General features: G+C 39.5%; 21 protein-coding genes. 19 read left to right on the top strand and 2 right to left on the bottom strand.

Translation table 11 applies throughout. From position 1 onward, the window contains the following. Positions 1-73 precede the first annotated feature (73 nt). Both ACU1JV_RS04870 and ACU1JV_RS04865 read left to right on the top strand, forming a co-directional pair. Entirely contained in the window at positions 74-1,015 is a 942-nt protein-coding gene (locus ACU1JV_RS04870) for an ADP-ribosylglycohydrolase family protein (RefSeq protein WP_413986744.1), read from the top strand. Positions 1,016-1,228: 213 nt separating this feature from the next. Further along, on the top strand, positions 1,229-2,149 hold the full coding sequence (locus ACU1JV_RS04865; RefSeq protein ID WP_413986743.1) for a hypothetical protein: 921 nt from the start codon (positions 1,229-1,231) through the stop codon (positions 2,147-2,149). A 43-nt stretch (positions 2,150-2,192) separates the two neighbouring features. On the opposite strand, the gene ACU1JV_RS04860 is transcribed toward ACU1JV_RS04865, so the two are convergent. After that, complete coding sequence (locus ACU1JV_RS04860) at positions 2,193-2,762, bottom strand: TerD family protein (protein WP_413986742.1); 570 nt, start codon at positions 2,760-2,762, stop codon at positions 2,193-2,195. Between the two features lie 176 nt (positions 2,763-2,938). On the opposite strand from ACU1JV_RS04860, the gene ACU1JV_RS04855 reads away from it, so the two are divergent. From ACU1JV_RS04855 to ACU1JV_RS04795, 13 genes are all read left to right on the top strand, one after another. Continuing rightward, a complete protein-coding gene (locus ACU1JV_RS04855) occupies positions 2,939-5,326 on the top strand; it encodes a polyprenyl synthetase family protein (protein WP_165081961.1) in 2,388 nt (795 codons plus the stop codon). Positions 5,327-5,554: 228 nt separating this feature from the next. Further along, the gene (locus tag ACU1JV_RS04850) at positions 5,555-6,094 is read left to right on the top strand and encodes a CueP family metal-binding protein (protein WP_165081963.1); all 540 of its coding nucleotides are present in this window, start codon (positions 5,555-5,557) and stop codon (positions 6,092-6,094) included. A gap of 284 nt (positions 6,095-6,378) precedes the next feature. After that, positions 6,379-8,442 (top strand): methyl-accepting chemotaxis protein, encoded by a 2,064-nt coding sequence (locus ACU1JV_RS04845; RefSeq protein WP_413986740.1) that lies wholly within the window; start codon positions 6,379-6,381, stop codon positions 8,440-8,442. Positions 8,443-8,817: 375 nt separating this feature from the next. Next, a complete protein-coding gene (locus ACU1JV_RS04840; RefSeq protein WP_301336201.1) occupies positions 8,818-9,252 on the top strand; it encodes a tyrosine-type recombinase/integrase in 435 nt (144 codons plus the stop codon). 163 nt (positions 9,253-9,415) lie between these two features. Then, positions 9,416-10,228, top strand: coding sequence for a class I SAM-dependent methyltransferase (locus ACU1JV_RS04835; protein ID WP_058829983.1), 813 nt, complete (start codon positions 9,416-9,418; stop codon positions 10,226-10,228). Between the two features lie 261 nt (positions 10,229-10,489). Further along, the gene (locus tag ACU1JV_RS04830) at positions 10,490-11,275 is read left to right on the top strand and encodes a hypothetical protein (RefSeq protein WP_058829982.1); all 786 of its coding nucleotides are present in this window, start codon (positions 10,490-10,492) and stop codon (positions 11,273-11,275) included. A 155-nt stretch (positions 11,276-11,430) separates the two neighbouring features. Then, positions 11,431-12,480, top strand: a complete 1,050-nt coding sequence (locus ACU1JV_RS04825; RefSeq protein ID WP_058829981.1) for a hypothetical protein — start codon at positions 11,431-11,433, stop codon at positions 12,478-12,480. A gap of 154 nt (positions 12,481-12,634) precedes the next feature. After that, entirely contained in the window at positions 12,635-13,006 is a 372-nt protein-coding gene (locus ACU1JV_RS04820) for a hypothetical protein (RefSeq protein ID WP_058829980.1), read from the top strand. Positions 13,007-13,302: 296 nt separating this feature from the next. After that, on the top strand, positions 13,303-13,395 hold the full coding sequence (gene comI, locus ACU1JV_RS04815; RefSeq protein WP_007431380.1) for a competence inhibitor ComI: 93 nt from the start codon (positions 13,303-13,305) through the stop codon (positions 13,393-13,395). Positions 13,396-13,775: 380 nt separating this feature from the next. Continuing rightward, positions 13,776-14,192 (top strand): DUF2569 family protein, encoded by a 417-nt coding sequence (locus ACU1JV_RS04810; RefSeq protein ID WP_058829979.1) that lies wholly within the window; start codon positions 13,776-13,778, stop codon positions 14,190-14,192. 236 nt (positions 14,193-14,428) lie between these two features. Continuing rightward, complete coding sequence (locus ACU1JV_RS04805; protein ID WP_058829978.1) at positions 14,429-15,034, top strand: class I SAM-dependent methyltransferase; 606 nt, start codon at positions 14,429-14,431, stop codon at positions 15,032-15,034. A 254-nt stretch (positions 15,035-15,288) separates the two neighbouring features. Next, positions 15,289-15,717, top strand: a complete 429-nt coding sequence (locus ACU1JV_RS04800) for an NUDIX hydrolase (RefSeq protein WP_058829977.1) — start codon at positions 15,289-15,291, stop codon at positions 15,715-15,717. A 172-nt stretch (positions 15,718-15,889) separates the two neighbouring features. Beyond that, complete coding sequence (locus ACU1JV_RS04795; protein WP_058829976.1) at positions 15,890-16,714, top strand: HNH endonuclease; 825 nt, start codon at positions 15,890-15,892, stop codon at positions 16,712-16,714. A gap of 88 nt (positions 16,715-16,802) precedes the next feature. On the opposite strand, the gene ACU1JV_RS04790 is transcribed toward ACU1JV_RS04795, so the two are convergent. Next, complete coding sequence (locus ACU1JV_RS04790; RefSeq protein ID WP_058829975.1) at positions 16,803-17,090, bottom strand: hypothetical protein; 288 nt, start codon at positions 17,088-17,090, stop codon at positions 16,803-16,805. Positions 17,091-17,261: 171 nt separating this feature from the next. Here ACU1JV_RS04790 and ACU1JV_RS04785 point away from each other — a divergent pair, with 171 nt between their 5' ends. From ACU1JV_RS04785 to ACU1JV_RS04770, 4 genes are all read left to right on the top strand, one after another. Further along, positions 17,262-17,486 (top strand): helix-turn-helix domain-containing protein, encoded by a 225-nt coding sequence (locus ACU1JV_RS04785; protein ID WP_413986739.1) that lies wholly within the window; start codon positions 17,262-17,264, stop codon positions 17,484-17,486. 184 nt (positions 17,487-17,670) lie between these two features. Further along, positions 17,671-18,138 carry a DUF2691 family protein gene (locus ACU1JV_RS04780; RefSeq protein WP_058829973.1) on the top strand — a complete coding sequence of 156 codons (468 nt, stop codon included), beginning with the start codon at positions 17,671-17,673 and terminating at the stop codon, positions 18,136-18,138. A 200-nt stretch (positions 18,139-18,338) separates the two neighbouring features. Then, complete coding sequence (locus ACU1JV_RS04775; RefSeq protein ID WP_058829972.1) at positions 18,339-18,767, top strand: hypothetical protein; 429 nt, start codon at positions 18,339-18,341, stop codon at positions 18,765-18,767. A 224-nt stretch (positions 18,768-18,991) separates the two neighbouring features. Further along, the gene (locus ACU1JV_RS04770) at positions 18,992-19,492 is read left to right on the top strand and encodes a hypothetical protein (RefSeq protein WP_058829971.1); all 501 of its coding nucleotides are present in this window, start codon (positions 18,992-18,994) and stop codon (positions 19,490-19,492) included. The last annotated feature ends 545 nt before the right edge of the window (positions 19,493-20,037 follow it).

Here is a 20,037-nt window from a genome sequence, read left to right as displayed (position 1 = left end):
CGGACTTTCTTCCTTCCTAGTGTATGGGAAAATACGCATTAGCTATAACAATTATAAAGGAGCTTAGATCAAAATGGCACTGATCAAGGATCGTTTTTATGGAAGTCTCGCTGGACTGGCCGTGGGTGATGCTTTGGGAACCACTGTGGAATTCAGCAGTCCAGGTACATTTGAACCTGTAACGGATATCGTGGGCGGCGGTGTCTTTGGGTTAAAGCCGGGGCAGTGGACCGACGATACGTCTATGGCACTTTGTTTAGCCGAGAGTATGGTGCAAAAAGATAGCTTTGATCCAGCGGACCAAATGCGTCGCTACACCAATTGGTATCACCTGGGATATATGAGTAGCACGGGAACGTGCTTTGATATCGGTGGTGCAACGAGAGCAGCACTGCATCGCTTCGAGGCCTCTGGAGATCCGTATAGTGGGTCCGTTGACCCCATGACTGCCGGTAATGGCTCGATTATGAGGCTTGCACCTGTTGCCATGGCCTATGCGAACCGTCCGGAAGAGGCAGTGATGTACGCCGAGCTGAGCTCGCGAACCACCCATGGAGCAGTCGAAAGTGTGGAGGCCTGTGCCGTGCTTGCTTCAATTCTTGTGGCGGGTCTGTGGGGAGCGGACAAAGAATCCATGTTATCAGCCGACATCTGCTATAAGTGGCGGCGGCAGGAACAGCCAGCTTATTCGGCAGCCATTGAAGAAATCATTCAGGGATCTTACAAGGATAAGGAGCCGCCCGAAATACAGGGAACCGGCTATGTCATTCGTTCCCTTGAGGCTGCGCTGTGGGCATTTCACCATTCGACTTCGTTTGAAGAGGGGGCACTGCTGGCCGTAAATCTGGGGGATGACGCCGATACGACCGGGGCGGTGTATGGGCAAATTGCAGGAGCTTATTACGGGCAAAGCGGTATCCCGAGTCACTGGCTCGAGAAGCTGGTGATGAAGGAGACTATTGATGAGCTGACGGAGGCTTTATGGCAGAAGGCCGACAAGGGCCAGATACTTTAAGAGGGACATCTATAAAGATCAAGCTGGGTTGCTTTTCTTATGAAGCAGAACCCAGCTTTTTTTGTTGACTATATTTTTGCCGATGACTCATCTCTTGGGATCACTATCGATATCGCCATACTTCCGCCCTCCTCAGTAGCATGTTGTTATGACAAAATGAAGTCCAGTACAAATCATACTTCACTTTACTGATCTTTCAGAGGAGGAACTACATTGTCACATCTAAATAAACAGCTTCATTCATTTGTCGATATTTCCAACTATACTAAAGGGTTTGAGATTGTTTCGACCCAATTTGGCCCTGATGGGCGCGTGTATATTTTGCTAATTGATAAAGTCCCAGAACGAGTGCGGGGGATGTTCCCGCCTGCCTCTCTTAAAGAGAGACGTACTTACAAGATACTCATTCTAGACGATCATATTGAAGAAGTGTATGTGGAGGGACAGCAGTTTAACTATCATTATGTACAGCCTCTACATCATCATCTACTGCTCGTCGGAGCACGTTGTCATTATTATGGAACCGGCCAATATGATTTAAATGGTAAAATTATTGATTATGAAGGCCGTACTGTGAATGAACTACTGCTTGGAGACGGTATCCAGAGTGTTCAGGTTACAGGGGAAGGTACGATCTGGACCAGCTATTTTGATGAAGGTATATTTGGGAATTATGGTTGGAATGAGCCTGTGGGGTCCTCCGGCCTTGTCGCCTGGAATAAAGAGGGACACAAAATATATGAAAACCAAGCGGCAGACATTCATGATTGCTATGCTTTGAACGTAGTCAGCGAACAGGAAATCTGGTTTTATTACTATTCAGATTTTTCATTAGGGTGCATTTCCGGTAGCGATCGTACGAAGATTACGTTTATGAATCCGAGCATTTCCGGCTGCTCTGGGGTGGCTACAGATGGGTATCACTTTTTGTTCGACGGCGGGTATGGAAAGAATGGACAATATGTCTTGAAAAAGAATGTGAAGCCAGGTAACTTGAGCAAAGGACAACACATTCGTTTTTTAAATGACGAGCAAGAGTTCCTTCAGCCACACGAACAGGATTTCAGAAAAGACCGCCTGCTGCTCCGTGAAGGTTCTCTGCTGTATCAGGTGGCTGTTGAAGAGTTAGCATAAAAACCCACGTCAGACGTGGGTTTTTCCTTAACATCAAAAATACTTATTCATACGTTTTGACAAGATCATTCAGGGAGGTAATGGTACTTCCTTCTCCAATAGCACCGAATTTCCACTCTCCTCCATAGCGGTATACTTCACCTACACGGATGCTGCACATCCCTTTATAGTACTCTGTCAAGTTGTATCGGAGAATCTCTTCATCTTGCGACGCATCCAATACTCGAATATAAGCATTGTCCACCATACTGAAATCCTTACGTCTACCAAAACTAAAAAAACGGAATATATTCACTATAAATACGACTCTATGCACTTCAGGTGGTAGTTGTTGGAGGGAGACGGTAATGACTTCATCATCACCGTCACCATGTCCTGTCAAGTTGTCACCACTATGTACGATGGCCCCGCAAGGGCTATTTTTATTTCCGAAATATACTAGATTTTTCGTCTGAGTTAGCTTGCCGTTCTCATTAAGAAGCAGCGCTGACGCATCAATATCCATGTTTCTGCCCCTCATAGGGTCCCATCCAAGCCCTACTTTTAGCACGGATAAGTGTGGATTATTTTTGGTTAGGTCTACCTTCTGCCCTTTAACTAGACTAATACTCAACGTTATGCCTCCCTATCATTATTTTCGTTCTACTCTGAAATTGTAGCATATATATAGAAGGATATAATCTATTCGTAACTTCACAGACTTTATTCCGTATAAAGATAAAAACATGATCCAAATCGTTCCCTCAGGGAGAAATGCAACCATGTTTAACAAAATGAGAAATTGAGGTAATGCATCATATGAATAAAAAATTTCAAGCCGATACAGGATATCAGCTGGCTGAACAGAAGGCGCTTCAGTATTTTGCATCACTCTATAATCAGGTCAAGGATAAAACTTATGTGACCTCTCTTATAGAAGATATCCATATATGGAAAAGGAATCATATCCATTCTTCTTCATGGTTATCCTTCTTTTCGCGGAATAAGAGAAAGCCGGATACCCGGGATTACTACAGATATATTCAATGGCTGAGTTACACAGGGAAACTGGATGATTATCTGAAGCGGAGTGTCTCTTATATTTACATGAGGGATCTAGGCAAGGCTCTAGATTCTGCCGACACACAGACCCGGATTCAGCGCGTCATTGCTGACGTAAAAAGATATTTGCTTCAACCCACCCATGCTAACAGGAGAGATCAACCGGATTTTATGAATTTAGCGGGGGTGTATCGGTGGTCTCAAAAGGAAGGGATCGAAGCCACTGTAATCTGGCTAATCAACAAGCTTAACTCTGTAGCTTCTCATATTCCTGAGGAAATGGATGCAGAGCATGCCCAGCGCAAACTGATTAAAATCATCATTGGGGTTATTCTGCATGTGATGGAAGAAATGGACGAAGCCGTGTCACCTGTTGAACGTTCGTGCAGACTGGATAAAGCCATCAGGCTTGGGTATTCCTATGGGTTGACTTATCCTTTTATTGATGATCTGCTCGATTCTCAGCTGTTGACCGTTCAAGAGAAAGAACAATATTCCCATATGATACGTACCGCGCTTCTTACCGGATCTGTGCCAGAACTGGGCGACTGGTCCGGCGATCATATGAAGTTCATTCGCTATATCCATTCGGAGCTCTCGGATGCTTTTGAGTATATTAAGGCACATCAGCGGCCAGACACACAGCAAACCTTTTTCGAGCAGTCCTATGTTTTCTTTCATTCTCAAGATATCGACCGGGATAAGGATCTAACACGAGCTAATTACACCAATGAAGAGCTTTATATACCCGTTATTTTAAAATCTGCTTCTTCTCGCTTGATTGTCCGTTCCGTGATTAGTGCTCCTGAGGATGAAGGGTTTGAGCAACGAACATTCTATTATGGTATCTATAACCAGCTTGCTGATGATTTTGCAGATATGGCCGACGATATGAGGGACGGTGCGGTAACACCCTATACCTATTATTTAAAATATCATCATCAAAGATCGGATTTGATCAATCCCTTCGAACTATACTGGGCGGTCATTTCGAATTTGATCCATAACGTATATGACTCGGATGCTATGGCTCGCGAGGTGATACTGGACCGTGCAATAAATGGACTCAAACGTTATAAAGAACGGGTAGGGGCAGAAAAGTACAATGAAATAATGGAGATTTTTGCATCCGGAAATCCTGAATTCAACCGTCTCATCCAGAAGATGGTGGGCAAAGCGGAGGATGTAGATTTCTTGGATAAGCTGCTTCGGGACCAGATGATAACCCATTTGAAGAACGATTCGAGGGAAAAAGAAGACTTTATGAATACGGTCAAAACCGTCCGTGACCAGATTAACAACCAATTGAAAATTACCAAGCCTTCTGGGATCGAGGCCATGAAAGAACAGCTTATTGATGCTGCCAATTATAGTCTTGAGGGGGATGGGAAAAGGATACGCCCTATATTGACCTGGGTTATGGGTGTGAACGAATATGGATTAGACCCATCGGCAATCGTGCCTCTTCTAAGATCATTGGAATATATGCATACAGCCTCCCTGATTTTTGATGATTTGCCTTCCCAGGACAACGCCTCTACCCGTAGAGGGCGCCAGACATTACATCAGGTGCACAATAGCGCTACTGCGGAATTAACCGGTCTGTATCTGATCCAGAAGGCCATCGGGGAGCAATCGTCACTGAACCAGTTCAATGCTGAGACTGTGCTTGCCTTGATCCAATACTCGGCTCGTAAGGCAGAGGATATGTGTATGGGGCAGGCGATGGATCTGGATTCCAAAGGAAAGGCTTTGACCTTGGAACAGCTGAATATGATGTGCTTTTACAAAACAGGAGTGGCGTTCGAGGCTTGTCTCGTTATGCCAGCCATGCTCGCACAGGCCGAGGAATCAGAGATTGCTGCTTTGCAGAAATTTGCCTATCATATGGGGATTGCTTTTCAGATTAAAGATGATTTGCTTGATGTGGAAGGAGATACGCTGTTACTTGGAAAACCTGTGGGCCAGGATTCGGATAACAATAACTCGAATTTCGTGTCCATCCTTGGTTACGAAGGTGCCAGTAAAGAAATGTGGGAGCACTACTGCCTTGCCATGGAAGCATTAAAAGAGGTGCCACGCAATATCGCTTTTCTGAAGCATCTAATGAATTATATTGTGAACCGGGATCGTTAAAAAGAATTGTGCCCCATAGCTCTATAGGAGTGGTGGGGTGTTTGTTCGTTGAGACAGTAGAGTTGCTCATTTTCCCTTGCCCTCTTTGGTGATCATCTAATGTAATGCAGATACGTCTGGATAAACAAGCAAAGATGTGAATATCCGGTGACTTCAGTACCGTATTTTGTCCGTTACGGTGCGTTCTCCCTTATAATGATTTAAAACGGACAAGGAGATGAACTCCAGATGAAAAAAGGAATCTTGGTCGCTTCAGGGTTGGTTGTTGCGGCATTGGGCACGTACCTGATTGCAGGAAATATGCAGAAAGAAGGAGCGGACAAGCTCGGGACCACAGATATCAAGCAATTAGTACATGATATTAGCGCAGGCAAGGCAACAGCTCAGTCCGCTTCCATTAATTCCAGTCAGTTAATTGTTAATGGAGACAACACCCAACCCATAACTTATGATTTGCCTGACAACGAGTTTTTTGTTTCGATAGCGCCATATGTAGAAGAGACCCACCCTTGTGCTACTCATAGTCTAACCGGCTGCCAAGGCGAAATAAAAAATGGAAAGTTTAATGTGACCGTTCACGACTCCGAAGGGAATGTCATCATGGAGAATGCTGCCATGAAATCACAACCCAATGGTTTTATTGATCTATGGCTGCCGAGGGATAAAACATATCGTATTAGCGTGAATCATGAAGGTAAAACGGCTGAAACTGAATTCTCTACATATGAGAAAGACGATACATGTATTACAACGATGCAGCTAGGCTAACGATAGAGAATAATGGGGTTGAGCTTACAGATCGCTCGAACGCTTTAGGTCTGCAAACCCTCGCGTGTTCATAGCTTTTTTAGAAAAGAGCCTGCGTCTGACGGAGGCTCTTTATGCTGCCCTAATCTTTTGCTGGAGTTACTGAACAGGTTGGGAGGAAATCTATGAGGAATCAGATAGCAAAACTTTAAATTGTGTATACTAAAAACCTATTAAAACAGCTGCAAACTTCCGACATATTATCTAAGAGCTTTTCGCTCAATATTCCTCGGGGAGATGGCAGCATGTCACAAAATATGAAGAAGCGCGTATTCAGATCATCCAGCATCGCCAACACGTTGGCCATGGTCTTGTTAGTTATTATCGTTGTCGTCTTTGCAACCTTGGGGACGTTCATGTATGCTAGCACGCAAAGCATGCTTGTCAAGCAGCAAGAGGCCATGCTCCAGACCAAGACGCAGGCCACCGTCAGTCAATTTGATGCGTTATTTAAGGAAAAGGGCTCACTTGTCAAACAAATGGCAACAAATAATCTTTTTCGGCAGTATATAGAGACCACCGAATCAGCTGAAACGGTAAAAACTTCCCCACACGCTGCGGAAACCGAAGCGACTCTGGCAGCGATTGTAAAAGCAGAGCCATCATTTGCTGATGCTTGGATTGCGGGAATAGCTGGTAAAGGCTTCTTTCTACAAAATGATGGTGCTGTTTCCAAGCCGGATTTCGATATCAATACACGCCCATACTTCAAGCCAGCTGTTGAAGCAGACGGTTTATACTACTCAGAACCCTATAAGGACGTCAATACGGGGAATGTGGTCATGGGCATTTTCTATCCGATCAAGGATAGCGGTAACCAATTAATCGGATTTGCTGCTGTCGATATTGCTTTCAAAGACATCCCTGCTGTTATGCAAAGCTATTCGCTTGGAAGCACAGGCTATTCAATTCTTGCGTCCAAAACAGGTGATATTTTGTATCATCCTGATCAAAATAAAGTGCTGAAAGAAAAGATTAACGAAAGCACAGGTGATCTTGGCGAGATCGGTAAGAAAATGATTGCTGGTGAGTCTGGAGTACAGTTGATTAATGATAATGGCGAGCGTCGTTACATTGGGTATGCAACCAGTAAAGATACGGGGTGGTCCGTAGGTTTAACCATCTCTGAACAAGAGGCACTCTCAGAACTAAGAACCTTTACCTGGATTACGATTGGCGGTTTTGCTGCAGCTACCATCCTGCTGGTTATAATTTGTTATATAACGCTCCGCTATCTGTTGAGATCAATCCCGAAATTGCTTGCCAAAATCAAGCTGATTGAAAATGGGGATTTGACCGTTCAGTTTGATACGCATTCCAACAACGAAATCGGGCAAATTTCTCAAGGAATTTACAATATGGTTCAAAAAATTCAAGGCATGCTCCAAATGGTGGGCGGCTCAGCCCAAGTCTTGAATCAGTCCTCAAATGATTTGCAATCCATTTCTTCCAGAACCGCGATCACGATGAACGATACGGCGACAGCAATTAATGAAATTGCCAATGCGACGAACTACCAGTCCATCGAGACGGATAACATTTTACAAAAAACCGGAGCCTTATCCGGCCAAATTGACGAAATTGCTAATGATGCCAAAACCATCGAAACGATGGTGCAAATCTCTGCTGAGCAAAGCGGACAGGGGCTTGCGGTAGTAGATCAGTTATCCAGATGGGCGGAAGAAAATCACAATTCCACACAAGCGATGTCGGCCATCATTCAGGATATCGATCTGAGCCGTCATGAGATTTCGGGGATCGTGGATACGGTCAACCAAATTGCAACACAGACGAATCTGCTGGCGCTTAATGCTTCTATAGAAGCTGCGCGTGCAGGAGAACAGGGCAAAGGGTTTGCTGTGGTTGCCGGAGAGGTTCGCAAGCTGGCTGAGCAGACAGCGCTAGCAACACAGGAAATCTACAAGAAGGTCCGTGTCATCGAAGAAAAAACCAGCGTATCGGTTGAGCATACCGTTCATGGTCTGAAAATCGCAGAAGAAAATGCGAGATCGGTGGAGGACACGAAGCAAGTGTTCTTTAGTATTAACAAGGATTTGGAAGATTTAAAATTGCGAATGATCCAGATCAGTACGAACACCTCCAAAGTCCACAAGCACAAAGATGAGATTTTGCAGGCACTGGAGATTATCTCTTCTACCACCGAAGAGAATTCCGCTTCAACCGAAGAAGTTAGCGCTAGCACGCAGGAACAATTGGAAAGCTTCGAACAGGTTGCTGAACTCTCCAAACAATTAAACCAATTGTCCACTAAGCTGCAAGACGAATTAAAACAGTTTAAGGTTGAGTAACAAGGCTAGGCATGATTTTGACTAAATATACAGCAAAGCCCGCGTTCAGCGCGGGCTTTTTTACGGCTTATCTTATTTTCTTAATAAAATAAGCAGGCTATTCTTTTGTTTTTTCGGTGATGTGACGGAGGAACTGGACAAGTAAAGGCAAGACACTTTATGATGACGAAAATTGGACTTAATGGATCAATAATTCGATCTGAAAGAATCAGGGACTTAAGATGAATATCCATCTTAAGTCCCTTTTTTTGTGTAAAATTAGATTTCCAATTTTTTGAACGGCTGATATACTAAGGAGGCAAGTGAGATGAAGATAAACCTACTTTATCGGGATAAAAAAACGATTGGCGTACGGTTGGACGGGTAAGCGAAGTGGTGAGGTTGCGTCTTGAAGACTGCGACCGTGAACGGAAAGTACTGAAAGTTCGTCAGGGAAAGGGCAGGAAGGATCGGCAAACGCTACTATCCGAAGCGGCTTTTGCGGTGGTCGAGCAGTATATAGAGGTGGAGCAGCCAGCAGACTGGCTGTTTCCAGGGCAGAGGGAAGGCCGCCACCTGACGGAACGTTCAGCGCAGAAAGTGTTTGAAAAAGCGCTGGCTGAAGCGGGCATTCGCAAACAGGTGAGTATCCATTCGCTAAGGCATTCCTTTGCGACCCACTTGCTGGAGAATGGGATTGATCTTCGCTATATTCAGGAACTGCTAGGGCATCAGAGTGTGCGAACGACGGAGCGGTATACACATGGGAGCAGACGGGACATTGGGCGGATTCAAAGTCCGTTGGGTCGGATGAGCGGGCTGGAGCATTGAAACGCAGAAAGTGCAGGAATCAGGAACAAAGTGCAGGATTCACGAAGTTCGTGAATATGACGAAGAGAACATTTTTTCTAAAGTTCGTAAATAAGATGTTATCAGAAATTAATGCAAATCTGAAATGCTCAAATATAAATATCTACTAAGAGAAGGTGCCTTCATGGACAAGAATTCATTAAATAGAAGAAGCATTATTGTTGACGGGGAAAATGGTGTCGGCAGCTCGGAAGAGTTAAAAAAGAATGTTGTTCATAAAACAAACAGCCTATATTGGGATACCAAAGGCAATGACTTCTTAAAAGCAATCGTGCTCCCTTATTATGGAGCATTTATCTCAGAAGAAAAGTGCCAGCTCTTTGGTGATATCTCAGGAAAAAAACTGCTGGAGATCGGCTGCGGAAATGGTCAATCCTTGCAATATCAAGGGGAACGAAACGCATCTGAACTATGGGCTGTGGATATTTCAGAAAGACAAATTGAAAAGGCAGCGCAACATTTGAAGTCATGTGGAATAGCAGCAAAATTGATATGTTCTCCCATGGAAGAAGAATGCGGCATCCCGACGGATTATTTTGACTATGTTTATTCAATTTATGCCATAGGTTGGACCACCGATCTTGAGGGTACCTTTCGACGAATATCTTCTTACCTTAAAAAAGACGGGCTATTTATTTTCAGTTGGTCTCACCCTATACACAGATGGGTTACTACAGAGAATGATAGGTTTGTAATTAATAAGAGTTACTTTAATGAAGGTTGGTATCCGGTAGCAGTTGATGAAGGTGAGCTATTGTTAGCGGACCGTATGCTGTCAACTTATGTAAATGCGCTTGCAAAAGCTGGGTTTGTAATTGAGCTAATGATTGAGGAATCTGATTATGAGTTTATGCAATTGCGGGATGATAACAGCGATATGGCAAAGAGAGCAAAAATGCTTCCAGTAACTTTTGTGATAAAGGCAAGAAAACTATAAGATATAAAAACAAAAGCGAAACTGATTCCAAGATTTTTAGAGGTTCGAGGAAGGTATTGACATCCGATAACAAAAAAATTCACGCTGCGGGTCGCTGTCGCGCCCCTTGGTCCGCCCGAGGATTTTCAGGGAAGATTAACAGGCGGACAACCCTGCACTGCCTAACCGCATCGTGGCCGCTCCCGTTGGTCGCTTAAGGCAGTGAGGGTTCGTGAATGCCTGAACGTTATACGACATCTTTTAAAAAGTGAGGGCCTAAGTATGGATATTAATGAAATAAAAAACAATATTGAATATCTTGAACATATACGAATGCACTATACCCCTTTAAAATATGTGAAAAAATATGTAAAGAGTACAAAAGATATTTACGAAGAACGACGCTTACTTAAATCAGTTGAATTTGACTCAGATTCCATTGAATACTTTGTCGATATAATTGTCAAAGATTTAAAGTCGAATAGCCGTTTCCGTCGAATGGAATGCCTTAAGGTGCTTAAAAGAATAATCAAAAATAGATCTTCAAATAAGCTATTTAGTAAAAAACTTATAAATGATTTATTCTATATCTACCAAACCTTTATTTTGACTAGCACAGAAGAAATTCAGTGGGCAGTTAGTACACTTATTAAAGATCAGCCCTTAGAGGACGAACAAATTAATTGGTTGATTGATAACTTTGAAGAGTCTGAGCATATTGTAAACAGACTCTTACGTTATCCTACTAGTAACAGGCTTATTACTAACTGGGCACGTCAAATAGTTAATGAAAGAAAGCTTCAAGAAAGAGTTTCTGAAGTAATCGGAATACTGATTGAAGATGGTATTCCTGAAAATATAAAAGCAAGTAACAAAAATCTTATGTGGGCGATTTACTACTCCAAAGTATCGGAAGATGAAAAAAGAAAATTAATTTTAAAGCACCTAAACTATAAAGATTATTCATGTGCGATAGATGTTGCAATGAGGCTAGGAATTAGTGAAGTTTCTCAGGAACTATTAAGTCATTATTGTGGGCTTCTCAAAGAAGAAAATGACGTCGTATAACATAATATTCACACATCGGGCATATGCCCTCGGTCCGACAGAAGGATTTCGGGGAAGCAGAAGCAGCCGGACACATCTGACTTCGTCAGACGTCGTCAGACGTCGTGAATACGGGAACGTTAGGCGAAATTACATAAAAGGGATGGTTATTTAGAATGAAATTTTACTATTCATCTTTGTATATACATGAAACACTGAGCTCATTTGAAGACATCAAAAATAAAATAGATCCCCAATTAATTGAATTGTGTTTGGATACAAATATTTGTATATATCTAACCAGATTCTATAAGGAACCAAGTAGTCTTTTAGGTCAAAAAGATAACACTCTTGAAGAATTATTAAGTTTGCTTAAAAATATTGAGATGAATAATTTATTAGTTGACTTTTCTCTTGGACTGGAAGAGTCATGTCGAGAACTAAGCAACTTTGAAATTAATATGTCGAAGTTCCGTGACATGAATAATGCAATTAGATCTTTATTTGAGATGGATTACTTTCAAATGTTGCAGCACAGCAAAATTATAAAGTTTGAGCCATTCATTAAACACGAAACACTAAAAACGGACAGTAAAACAAAGAGTCTAGAAAGCGTAAGTAGTTTCCAACGTCTTCTATTTGTTTCGTATGCGTGTTTGTTAAAAATGTACATATTGGATAAGCAAAAAGAGTCGAAAAGTAATACTCAATTAATAATTGAGTATTTTGACTTTGTGGAAAAGGAAGTAGATATTTTTAGTGCTTCAACAACAATATTTGCTCATTATTATTTTAGTGGTAACAATAAAATTAGAAAGCTTATCCATAAAACAAAGAATAATGATGAAGATAGGCTGCACGCAATATGGAATGCATCGTTAGACTTAACATTTCCAACATTGGTGAGTCAAAAGCTTTTAAGAGATAAGATTGTCCCAGTTTTCGTAACAGCAGATGAAAATTTATCGTTAATTTTTGACTCGATGAAAATGAAATTTATGGTCGCGAATAAGACTGAAGCAGCATTGCCTCCGTTTTTAGAAGTAGATTATACAAGAACTAACTGGACCCAAGCTGAATTACAAGAAATTAATAATTATTATGATAGAATTATGGAACGAAGAAGATATAAATTCGTGTTTAATAATTTTGATCAAGAAGAAGTAATCAATCGTATGCGGATATTATGCTTCAATTTAGAAAAAGAACTGAAGAATTCTTTCTAGAATCATCGAAGAAGTACGCAAATTCGCCTAACAAAATATTCACGCTACGGACATTCGTCCTGGGTCCGGCATTCGCCGGACACCCAACATTCGTTGGGTCGTGAATACAAGAACGTTATGCGTAATTATTGAAAAGATCATGGAGGGGAAATCTATGAAAAAGAAAGAATATAAAGATAGATTAATTGAATTACTTAATGAAGGAATTGAAGAACTAACAACAGACCAAGTAATCCACAAAACGAAATTACTGATCTTTGAATATGAGAAAAAACAAGCGTATAGTACAGAAAATAAGGGGAGACCTTGGACAGATGAAGAGTTAAGAGTAGTATTATCATTTGCACCAACTAAAGAAAACATACTGAAGTTGGCCAAAGGATTTAAACGTAGCTACGGGAGCATTGAACAAATTTTTAGATGGGCTGTAACCACAGATGAAGAGATTATAAATAAGGGAAGAGAAGATGATATTTTTATAAAACAGATTAGAAGATTGTATAAAGAGATGGGTTGGAAGGCGTAAATTAGAATGTCAATCAATGGAGTGATAACTACACATAACATAATATTCAAGCTGCGGCCCCGTTGGAGCCTAGGTCTGTGAGAAGGATTTCGGAGAGGCATTTCAGCAGACAACCCCTTCGGGGTTCATGAATACAAAAACGTTATATGATAGAAATGAAAAGCAATATGATCAAAGAAGAATGAAAATACAATAAAACAGATAAGAACGCTTGTGCGCAGATGTAAATACAGGTAAAATATAGATACAATTGAATCTTGGGTGGGTATGGTTTCCCTTCGAAAGGAGGTGAAACCATGGAAGTGAAAGATGCGATGACTCTTATGCTATTATTCGGAACATTCATTCTTGCACTTTTAACATACATCAATAACAACAAGAGAAAGTAAAAACCCACCCCAAGGTTGACCGCCAAAGGTGGGTTTTTATTCCGAAAGCTTTAAGAAGGGATAAACCATCCAAGCCAATTGTACTGACCAAGTGTTGACGCACTTGGTCTTTCTTTAAGAATATGATAACACATGAGAAAAGATGAATCAAAGCTAAATTAAATAATTGAAGTGAAAAGGACAGGTTAGTAAGCAATCTCGAAGAAGCATATCCATCATATAACATAATATTCAAGCAGCGGCTCCTGATAGAGCCTAGGTCTGCGGGAAGTATATCGAAGAGGGATTTCAGCAGGCAACCCTACGGGTTCATGAATACAGAAGCGTTATCTGAAACCAATGCTCAATGCAAATAAAAGACAAATATTAAGGAGCCAATAATGCAATTATCTCAGAATAGTATGAGTGGAATTAAAGGCTGGCTGCTTTTCTTTGTGATCTATTCTTTTTATCTACTTATAAGTAATTTAATAGGTCTTTATTTCGAATTTTATATTTATATGTTAGTTGGAACAATTGGTTGGAATCTTGCTAGAACTATTTCTGTCGGAATATATTTATTTTCTGAAGTCTTAATTATTGTTTCTCTAGTGCTTATATTGAAGAAGAAAAGGAAAGGACCAAATATAATAATTCAAATTGAAATAATCACTATAATATTTGGATTTTTAAACTTCATTCTCACAATTAACAAAATAGATGAACTCCCAAGTTTAATCTCTACAATTATTTTTGGATCAATATGGATTTTGTATTTTAAAAACTCAAAACGAGTCAAAGCAACATTTGAAAGTTAATCAAGAAGGCATTGGCAACAGATAACAAAATATTCACGCATCGGGCCATTCGGCCCTCGGTCCGGCAGAGACATTTTGGGGGAGTGGAAGCAGCCGGACAACCCTGCACTGGCTAAGTCCGTCGGATCCGGCGCGTTCGCTCCTTAAGCCAGTGAGGGTTCGTGAATACAAGAACGTTAGCAGAAATCCACGAAACAATAAAATTATAAAACCAAAAGACGAAGGAGACGATTGTTGTGGAGCTTTTCAGACAAGTACCACTGTATAGATTTTTAGCTTTATGTAATGAAAGCGGTATGGAAAGAACGGTATTGGACTGCGGGGCGGGAGGAGATTCCCCTCCATTAAGTCTATTTGCACATTATGGATACAAAACTATTGGAATAGAAATGAATATTGAACAGTTTCAAAAAGCGAATCGATTTGCAGAAATGAGAGGACAGAATTTAAATATACAACATGGTGATATGAGATCTTTATCATTTAGTGACGAGTCGATTAGTTTTGTGTATTCATATAACTCGGTGTTTCATATGAGAAAAGAAGATGTGAAACAATCAATCAATGAAATGAAACGGGTATTGAAACCCAATGGAGTATTATTTGTGAATTTCCTAACCGTTAAGGATTTTCGGGTTGGAGAAGGTATTGATTTAGGAGATAACCAATATGAACAGATTGAAGATAATGAGCCAGTTATCCATTCGTATTATGATTACAATGAAGCTGATGCGATGTTTGATGATATGAAATTAATCTATAAAGAAGATCGAGTTTTGGAAAGAATCTATGAGGGCAAAAAAATACGACAAGGATTTATTGATTACATATTAAAGAAATGAATATATAAAGATTTATCGTATGTAATTCGAAGAGGTCGTGGACATCTGTTAACATCGCATTCAACGCTGCGTGGCGGGTCAAGTCTGCCACTTGGTCCGGAAGAGGCATTTCGGGGGAGTGAATTCACCGGATACATCCCACCGCCTAACTGCCGCAAGCGGCAGCCGGCCCTATACGAGGCGCTGAGACGTCGTGAATGCGGGAACGTTATATGAAAGATATGCAGATCTAATCAGAAGGGAAGTCAAACATAATGATCAGAGTCGATGTAGCTTACTCCTTAATTACTGATCCAACCAATTCCAAAGTGTTAATGGTCAGGAATATTGATGATTCTAGTGACCGATGGTCTCTTCCAGGCGGTGCTGTTGAAAGAGACGAATCATTAGACCAAGCAGCAATAAGGGAAGCTAAAGAAGAAACTGGACTAGATATTAAAGTTCATGGAATAGTGTCAGTGAATGAATGTATATTTGTAAAAAAAGAAGAACATGTATTATTTATTACATTTAAAGGTGAGGTAATTGGTGGGAATGAAGAATTAGTTAGACCTAACGAAATTTCTGAAATAGCTTGGATTGATATAGAGAAGGCTGAACAATTAATGCCTTACTATAAAGATGGATTAAGAAGACTAATAGATGGAAATGAAATAACATATTTTAATGAAGGCAATAAGTAATTTAGTGAGCTGTTAGAGACGGCATATCCTTTATATAACATTATATTCACGCTTTGGGCATGACGACCCTCGGTCCTTAAGCCTCTCGGCGTCGTGAATACGGGAACGTTACGTTATATGACATGCGATAGTTAATACTAAAATAAAAGAGGTTCAGATCAAGACTAGACATGTGAGATTTAGTTATAGTCAAGCAATTCAATTAGCGAATTGGTCAATAGAGATTTTTTACAATGAAGAAGATGTTTATGGATTTAAATTTAAAGATTTTTGGAATGAACTGAGAGAAGAAATAATATTAAGATTGTTAAAACCTCATAAAAAAACTATCTTACACTACTATTTAGAATACGTTGATGGATTTGTTGAGCATGATGTAAGAAGCACTTTAAGTAATCTTAGTGTTTCTGAATATGAAGCTTATATTTATTACGAAGTTAAGCTAATTGAAGGAGCAGGCATAGACCTACAGGAAGTTGACATAGATTTTGAATCAATTATTAATTGTGAACATTGTAAAAAATGTATTGAATGCATTCGATTTGAGGAATTTGTAGATTTTCTGGTTTCTATGCAAGAAGAAATTAATCCAACAGTAATTAATTCGAGTTTTCACTTATTAATGCTTAATAAATCATTCCTAAGAGATTTTCACGAAGAACTCGCGAATTGCTTAACTTACGAGGAAAATGACTTGGATTTCGAATATCCTGAAAGTTTTAAGAAGGGGAACAAAGTCAAAAGAATTCGATGGCCTGCCTGGTTAAAGAAAGGATTGTTTTACAGAGATAACGGAGTTTGTATAGTTTGTAGGAATGACTTGACGGGGGTTATTAATCGAGGAGGAGATTTTGAGATTGACCATATAGTACCTATTTCTAATTACGGGAATAATGATCCTTCGAACTTACAAATTTTATGTAAAGAGTGCAATTTGAAAAAGTTAAATAAAAGTAGCTTGATCTCAGTTTATGCAGTGCCCTTATGGGATATTTAAATATTCTGATGGCATTTCGAAAAAGCATCGCACTTCATATAAAAGACGTTATACAACAGAATCAAAATGAAAAAGAGCCAGAAGGCTCTCAATCTAAAGATATATGTAATTCGTTATGCAGGTGAAGAGCGTCCTTAAAACCCTGCAAATAAATTTCACGTTCTAAAATAGCTTGAACAGAAAGCTCAGCATCATCGTAAAGAAATAGGGTCTTATGTATATTCTCCGGTACGCCTTCATGTAACTGCTTGAAGTAGAGATTCCGTTCGGATGAGAACTGGTTGTAGCTGGAGTTGTTTTTGATAAGCTCGCCATATAAAGATTCAATTCGAGTATGAATCAGTGAATCAAGTAAGACTTCTAAAGAATTATGCATTTTAGACACCATCTAATGTATTTGATTTTATGAATAAAAGTCCAACTTATTAAATATAACTTTATCATATCGAATAATTAAGTCAATACATGTTGAAGATGGTTTTGATATAAAAAGTATACTTTCATATAATTAAAGAAAAATTCACTTGATGTGTGAAAGGAATCTCAGATGATTAGTTATAAACCTTTTCAAAAATTATTGATCGACAGGGAGATTAAGAAGCAGGATTTATTGAAAATGACAGGTATCTCGTCTGCTACAATGGCGAAACTCAATACGAACGAATATGTGTCATTAGAAGTGACTGATAAATTATGTGCGGCTTTAGGTTGTCAGCCAGGAGATTTATTGGAACATATAATTGGAACATATAGCAGAACAATGACAGATTAGAATCAAGAATGAATGTTGGTTAATCGAAGAAGTGATTCCATCGTATAACATAATATTCGAGCAGCGGCTCCTTTGGAGCCTAGGTCTGCGAGAAGGATTTCAGGGAAGCATTTCATCAGACAACCCCTTTGGGGTTCATGAATACAGAAACGTTACATGAAATCAGGGTGAAGTGGGTGAATAAATGAATAGAGGCATAAGTTTTGAAATTCCAAATTCTTATGGAAACCATCTTGGAGAGATTTTAAAGCCAATAGATATAACTACTTTCAGTTGGTTTATTGGTGGAGAAGAGTCATATTTTATCGTTGATGATACTTTAGGGGGTAGTCTCTTTCCAGACATGGTTACTGGAATGGATGGAGAAGATCTTAAAAAGATTATTGATTACAACAAGTACTACTTAATATTTGCGAATTTAAAGGCATATCCAAAAGGAGCAAATATAATAGATGTAATGTCATATGAAGAATATATTGCGAGTGAGTGTCAGATTATTCTTCTTGTGATTGATAGTGTGTACATAACAGTTTACTGCAAAGACCTTGGAAAACTTGAGGACTTATATGATCACATAAAGAGAAAGGGATATAAATCTCTGGAATATATAACTGATGAAAATGATACAAGGACAAGACTATCAGTTTGGTGATTAAAAACAAAAAATGATTGTTGTAAGTAGTTCAAGGAAGACGCTGAAATCTGATAACATAATATTCAAGTTGCGGCTCTAATGGAGCCTTGGTCTGCGGAATGAATTTCGGAGAGGCATTTCAGCAGACAACCTCGTTGAGGTTCATGAATATAGAAACGTTATGTGAAATCGACGATATTATTTAAGAGGTAAGCACAATGAAGATAATAATAAATAAAGAAGAACTTGAAGGCACTTGTTATATTGAAATTTTGCCGGGTAGATATCTTGGTCAATGTTGGAATGATACTTCAATCTTTTTGACCGAAGAAGTATTTGGTTTTATAGAGAAATCAATTGAAAGTGAATATACTACTTATGATCACTATGCTTTTAATGAGATTCAAAAGGAAATTTGGTGGAGAATCCTAGGGAGATTAGAAAGAGTAATAAATCTTCTTGAAGGACAACCCGAAATGAATACACTTAAAGAGCATATTGGCTTTTTCTTTGGATGTAGTGAAGATGAATTTATAAAAGACTATGAAAATAACATTGAAAAACTGAGAAAATTAATTAACGAATTTCAAACATGGATTAAAGAGCGATTGAAATCCCAAAATTATATTTCAGTACTAGGCATTTAGCTAATTTGAGGAAGTTGTCGACATCACATAACATCTATTCACGCTGCGGAACCTGACGGCTCCTTGATCCTCCCGAGGAATTTTCAATGGAGTGGATCTAGGCGGACAAAACCTGCGAACCTAACCGCGTCGCGGCCGCCCCGTTGGGACTTAAGGTTCTCGGGTTCATGAATACAGGAACGTTATGTGAAATCACATAAGATTTTAAAGGATGGATGATTCAATTGGATAATTTAGCGCTAGAGAGCTGGATTGATACACATAAAATTATGGATAGAACCTTAGAAGGTTTTTGGGTAACATTCAATAACTACATGAAAGAATGCCCAGAAGAAATTAGTTTATTTTTTGATGAATTGAATCTAGAAGATATTAAGCCTTCAATAGATACAATTGAGTATAAAACTATTTTTCATTCCGATTATCAGATTGCAGACAGTCACTATTCCCAGCAGGTTATATCTACGTTAGACATTTACTACAAAAAAAAGAGAATAGGTTATTATAGAATGTTCTTTTATACCGATGGCGAATGCTTTGACGATAGCCTAGTTACGGAATGGACAGGCTGGTATATAACATTGAAACTTGAAGCGTTAATTGAACTTCAACAAGAAATTAAAAATGAATTGGTAAAAAATAAGATCAAAGAAGATGAAATCGAAAAAATCTATAATTTAATAGATAAACAAATATCTAAAATCAAGGTTCAAATCCATAAATAATTGTAGGTAGAAAGTTCCAAGAAGATGTGGCATCACATAACATAATATTCAAGCTGCGGCTCCGTTGGAGCCTAGGTCTGTGAGAAGGAGTTCAGGGAAGCATTTCAGCAGACACCCCCTAACGGGTTCATAAATACAAGAACGTTATAGGAGATACTTGATAAAGGGAGAAAGCAAAATGTTTTAGAAATATCTGCGGACGAAAGGGTATTAAAGATATATGTTTCACCGAATATGGCTTATGAATCCAAAGGAACATTTTATGAGTTTCCACATTCAGAATTTAATGAAGAGTACCCACAAATTTATCATACAAATCTCTGTTGTAGTTTCAATGGAACAAATGGATATGGAATGTACATTGATGCAAGAGGTAGAAATCAATAAAAAGAAAAAATGGGAGATTCTTGGTTTTGTTGGCTTGATACAATAGACGATGATTATGCAGTAATTAGTAAAAGAGCTGATAGAATTGTAAATGAAGATATAGCGGTTTACATGTCGTATTAGTCCGGCTGAAATGTCGCAAAAGTATATGGTAACGC

The sequence above is a fragment of the Paenibacillus sp. T2-29 genome, assembly GCF_052921365.1.
The sequence above is the reverse complement of the archived record's forward strand: the minus strand, read 5'-3'. Positions and strand labels throughout refer to the sequence as shown.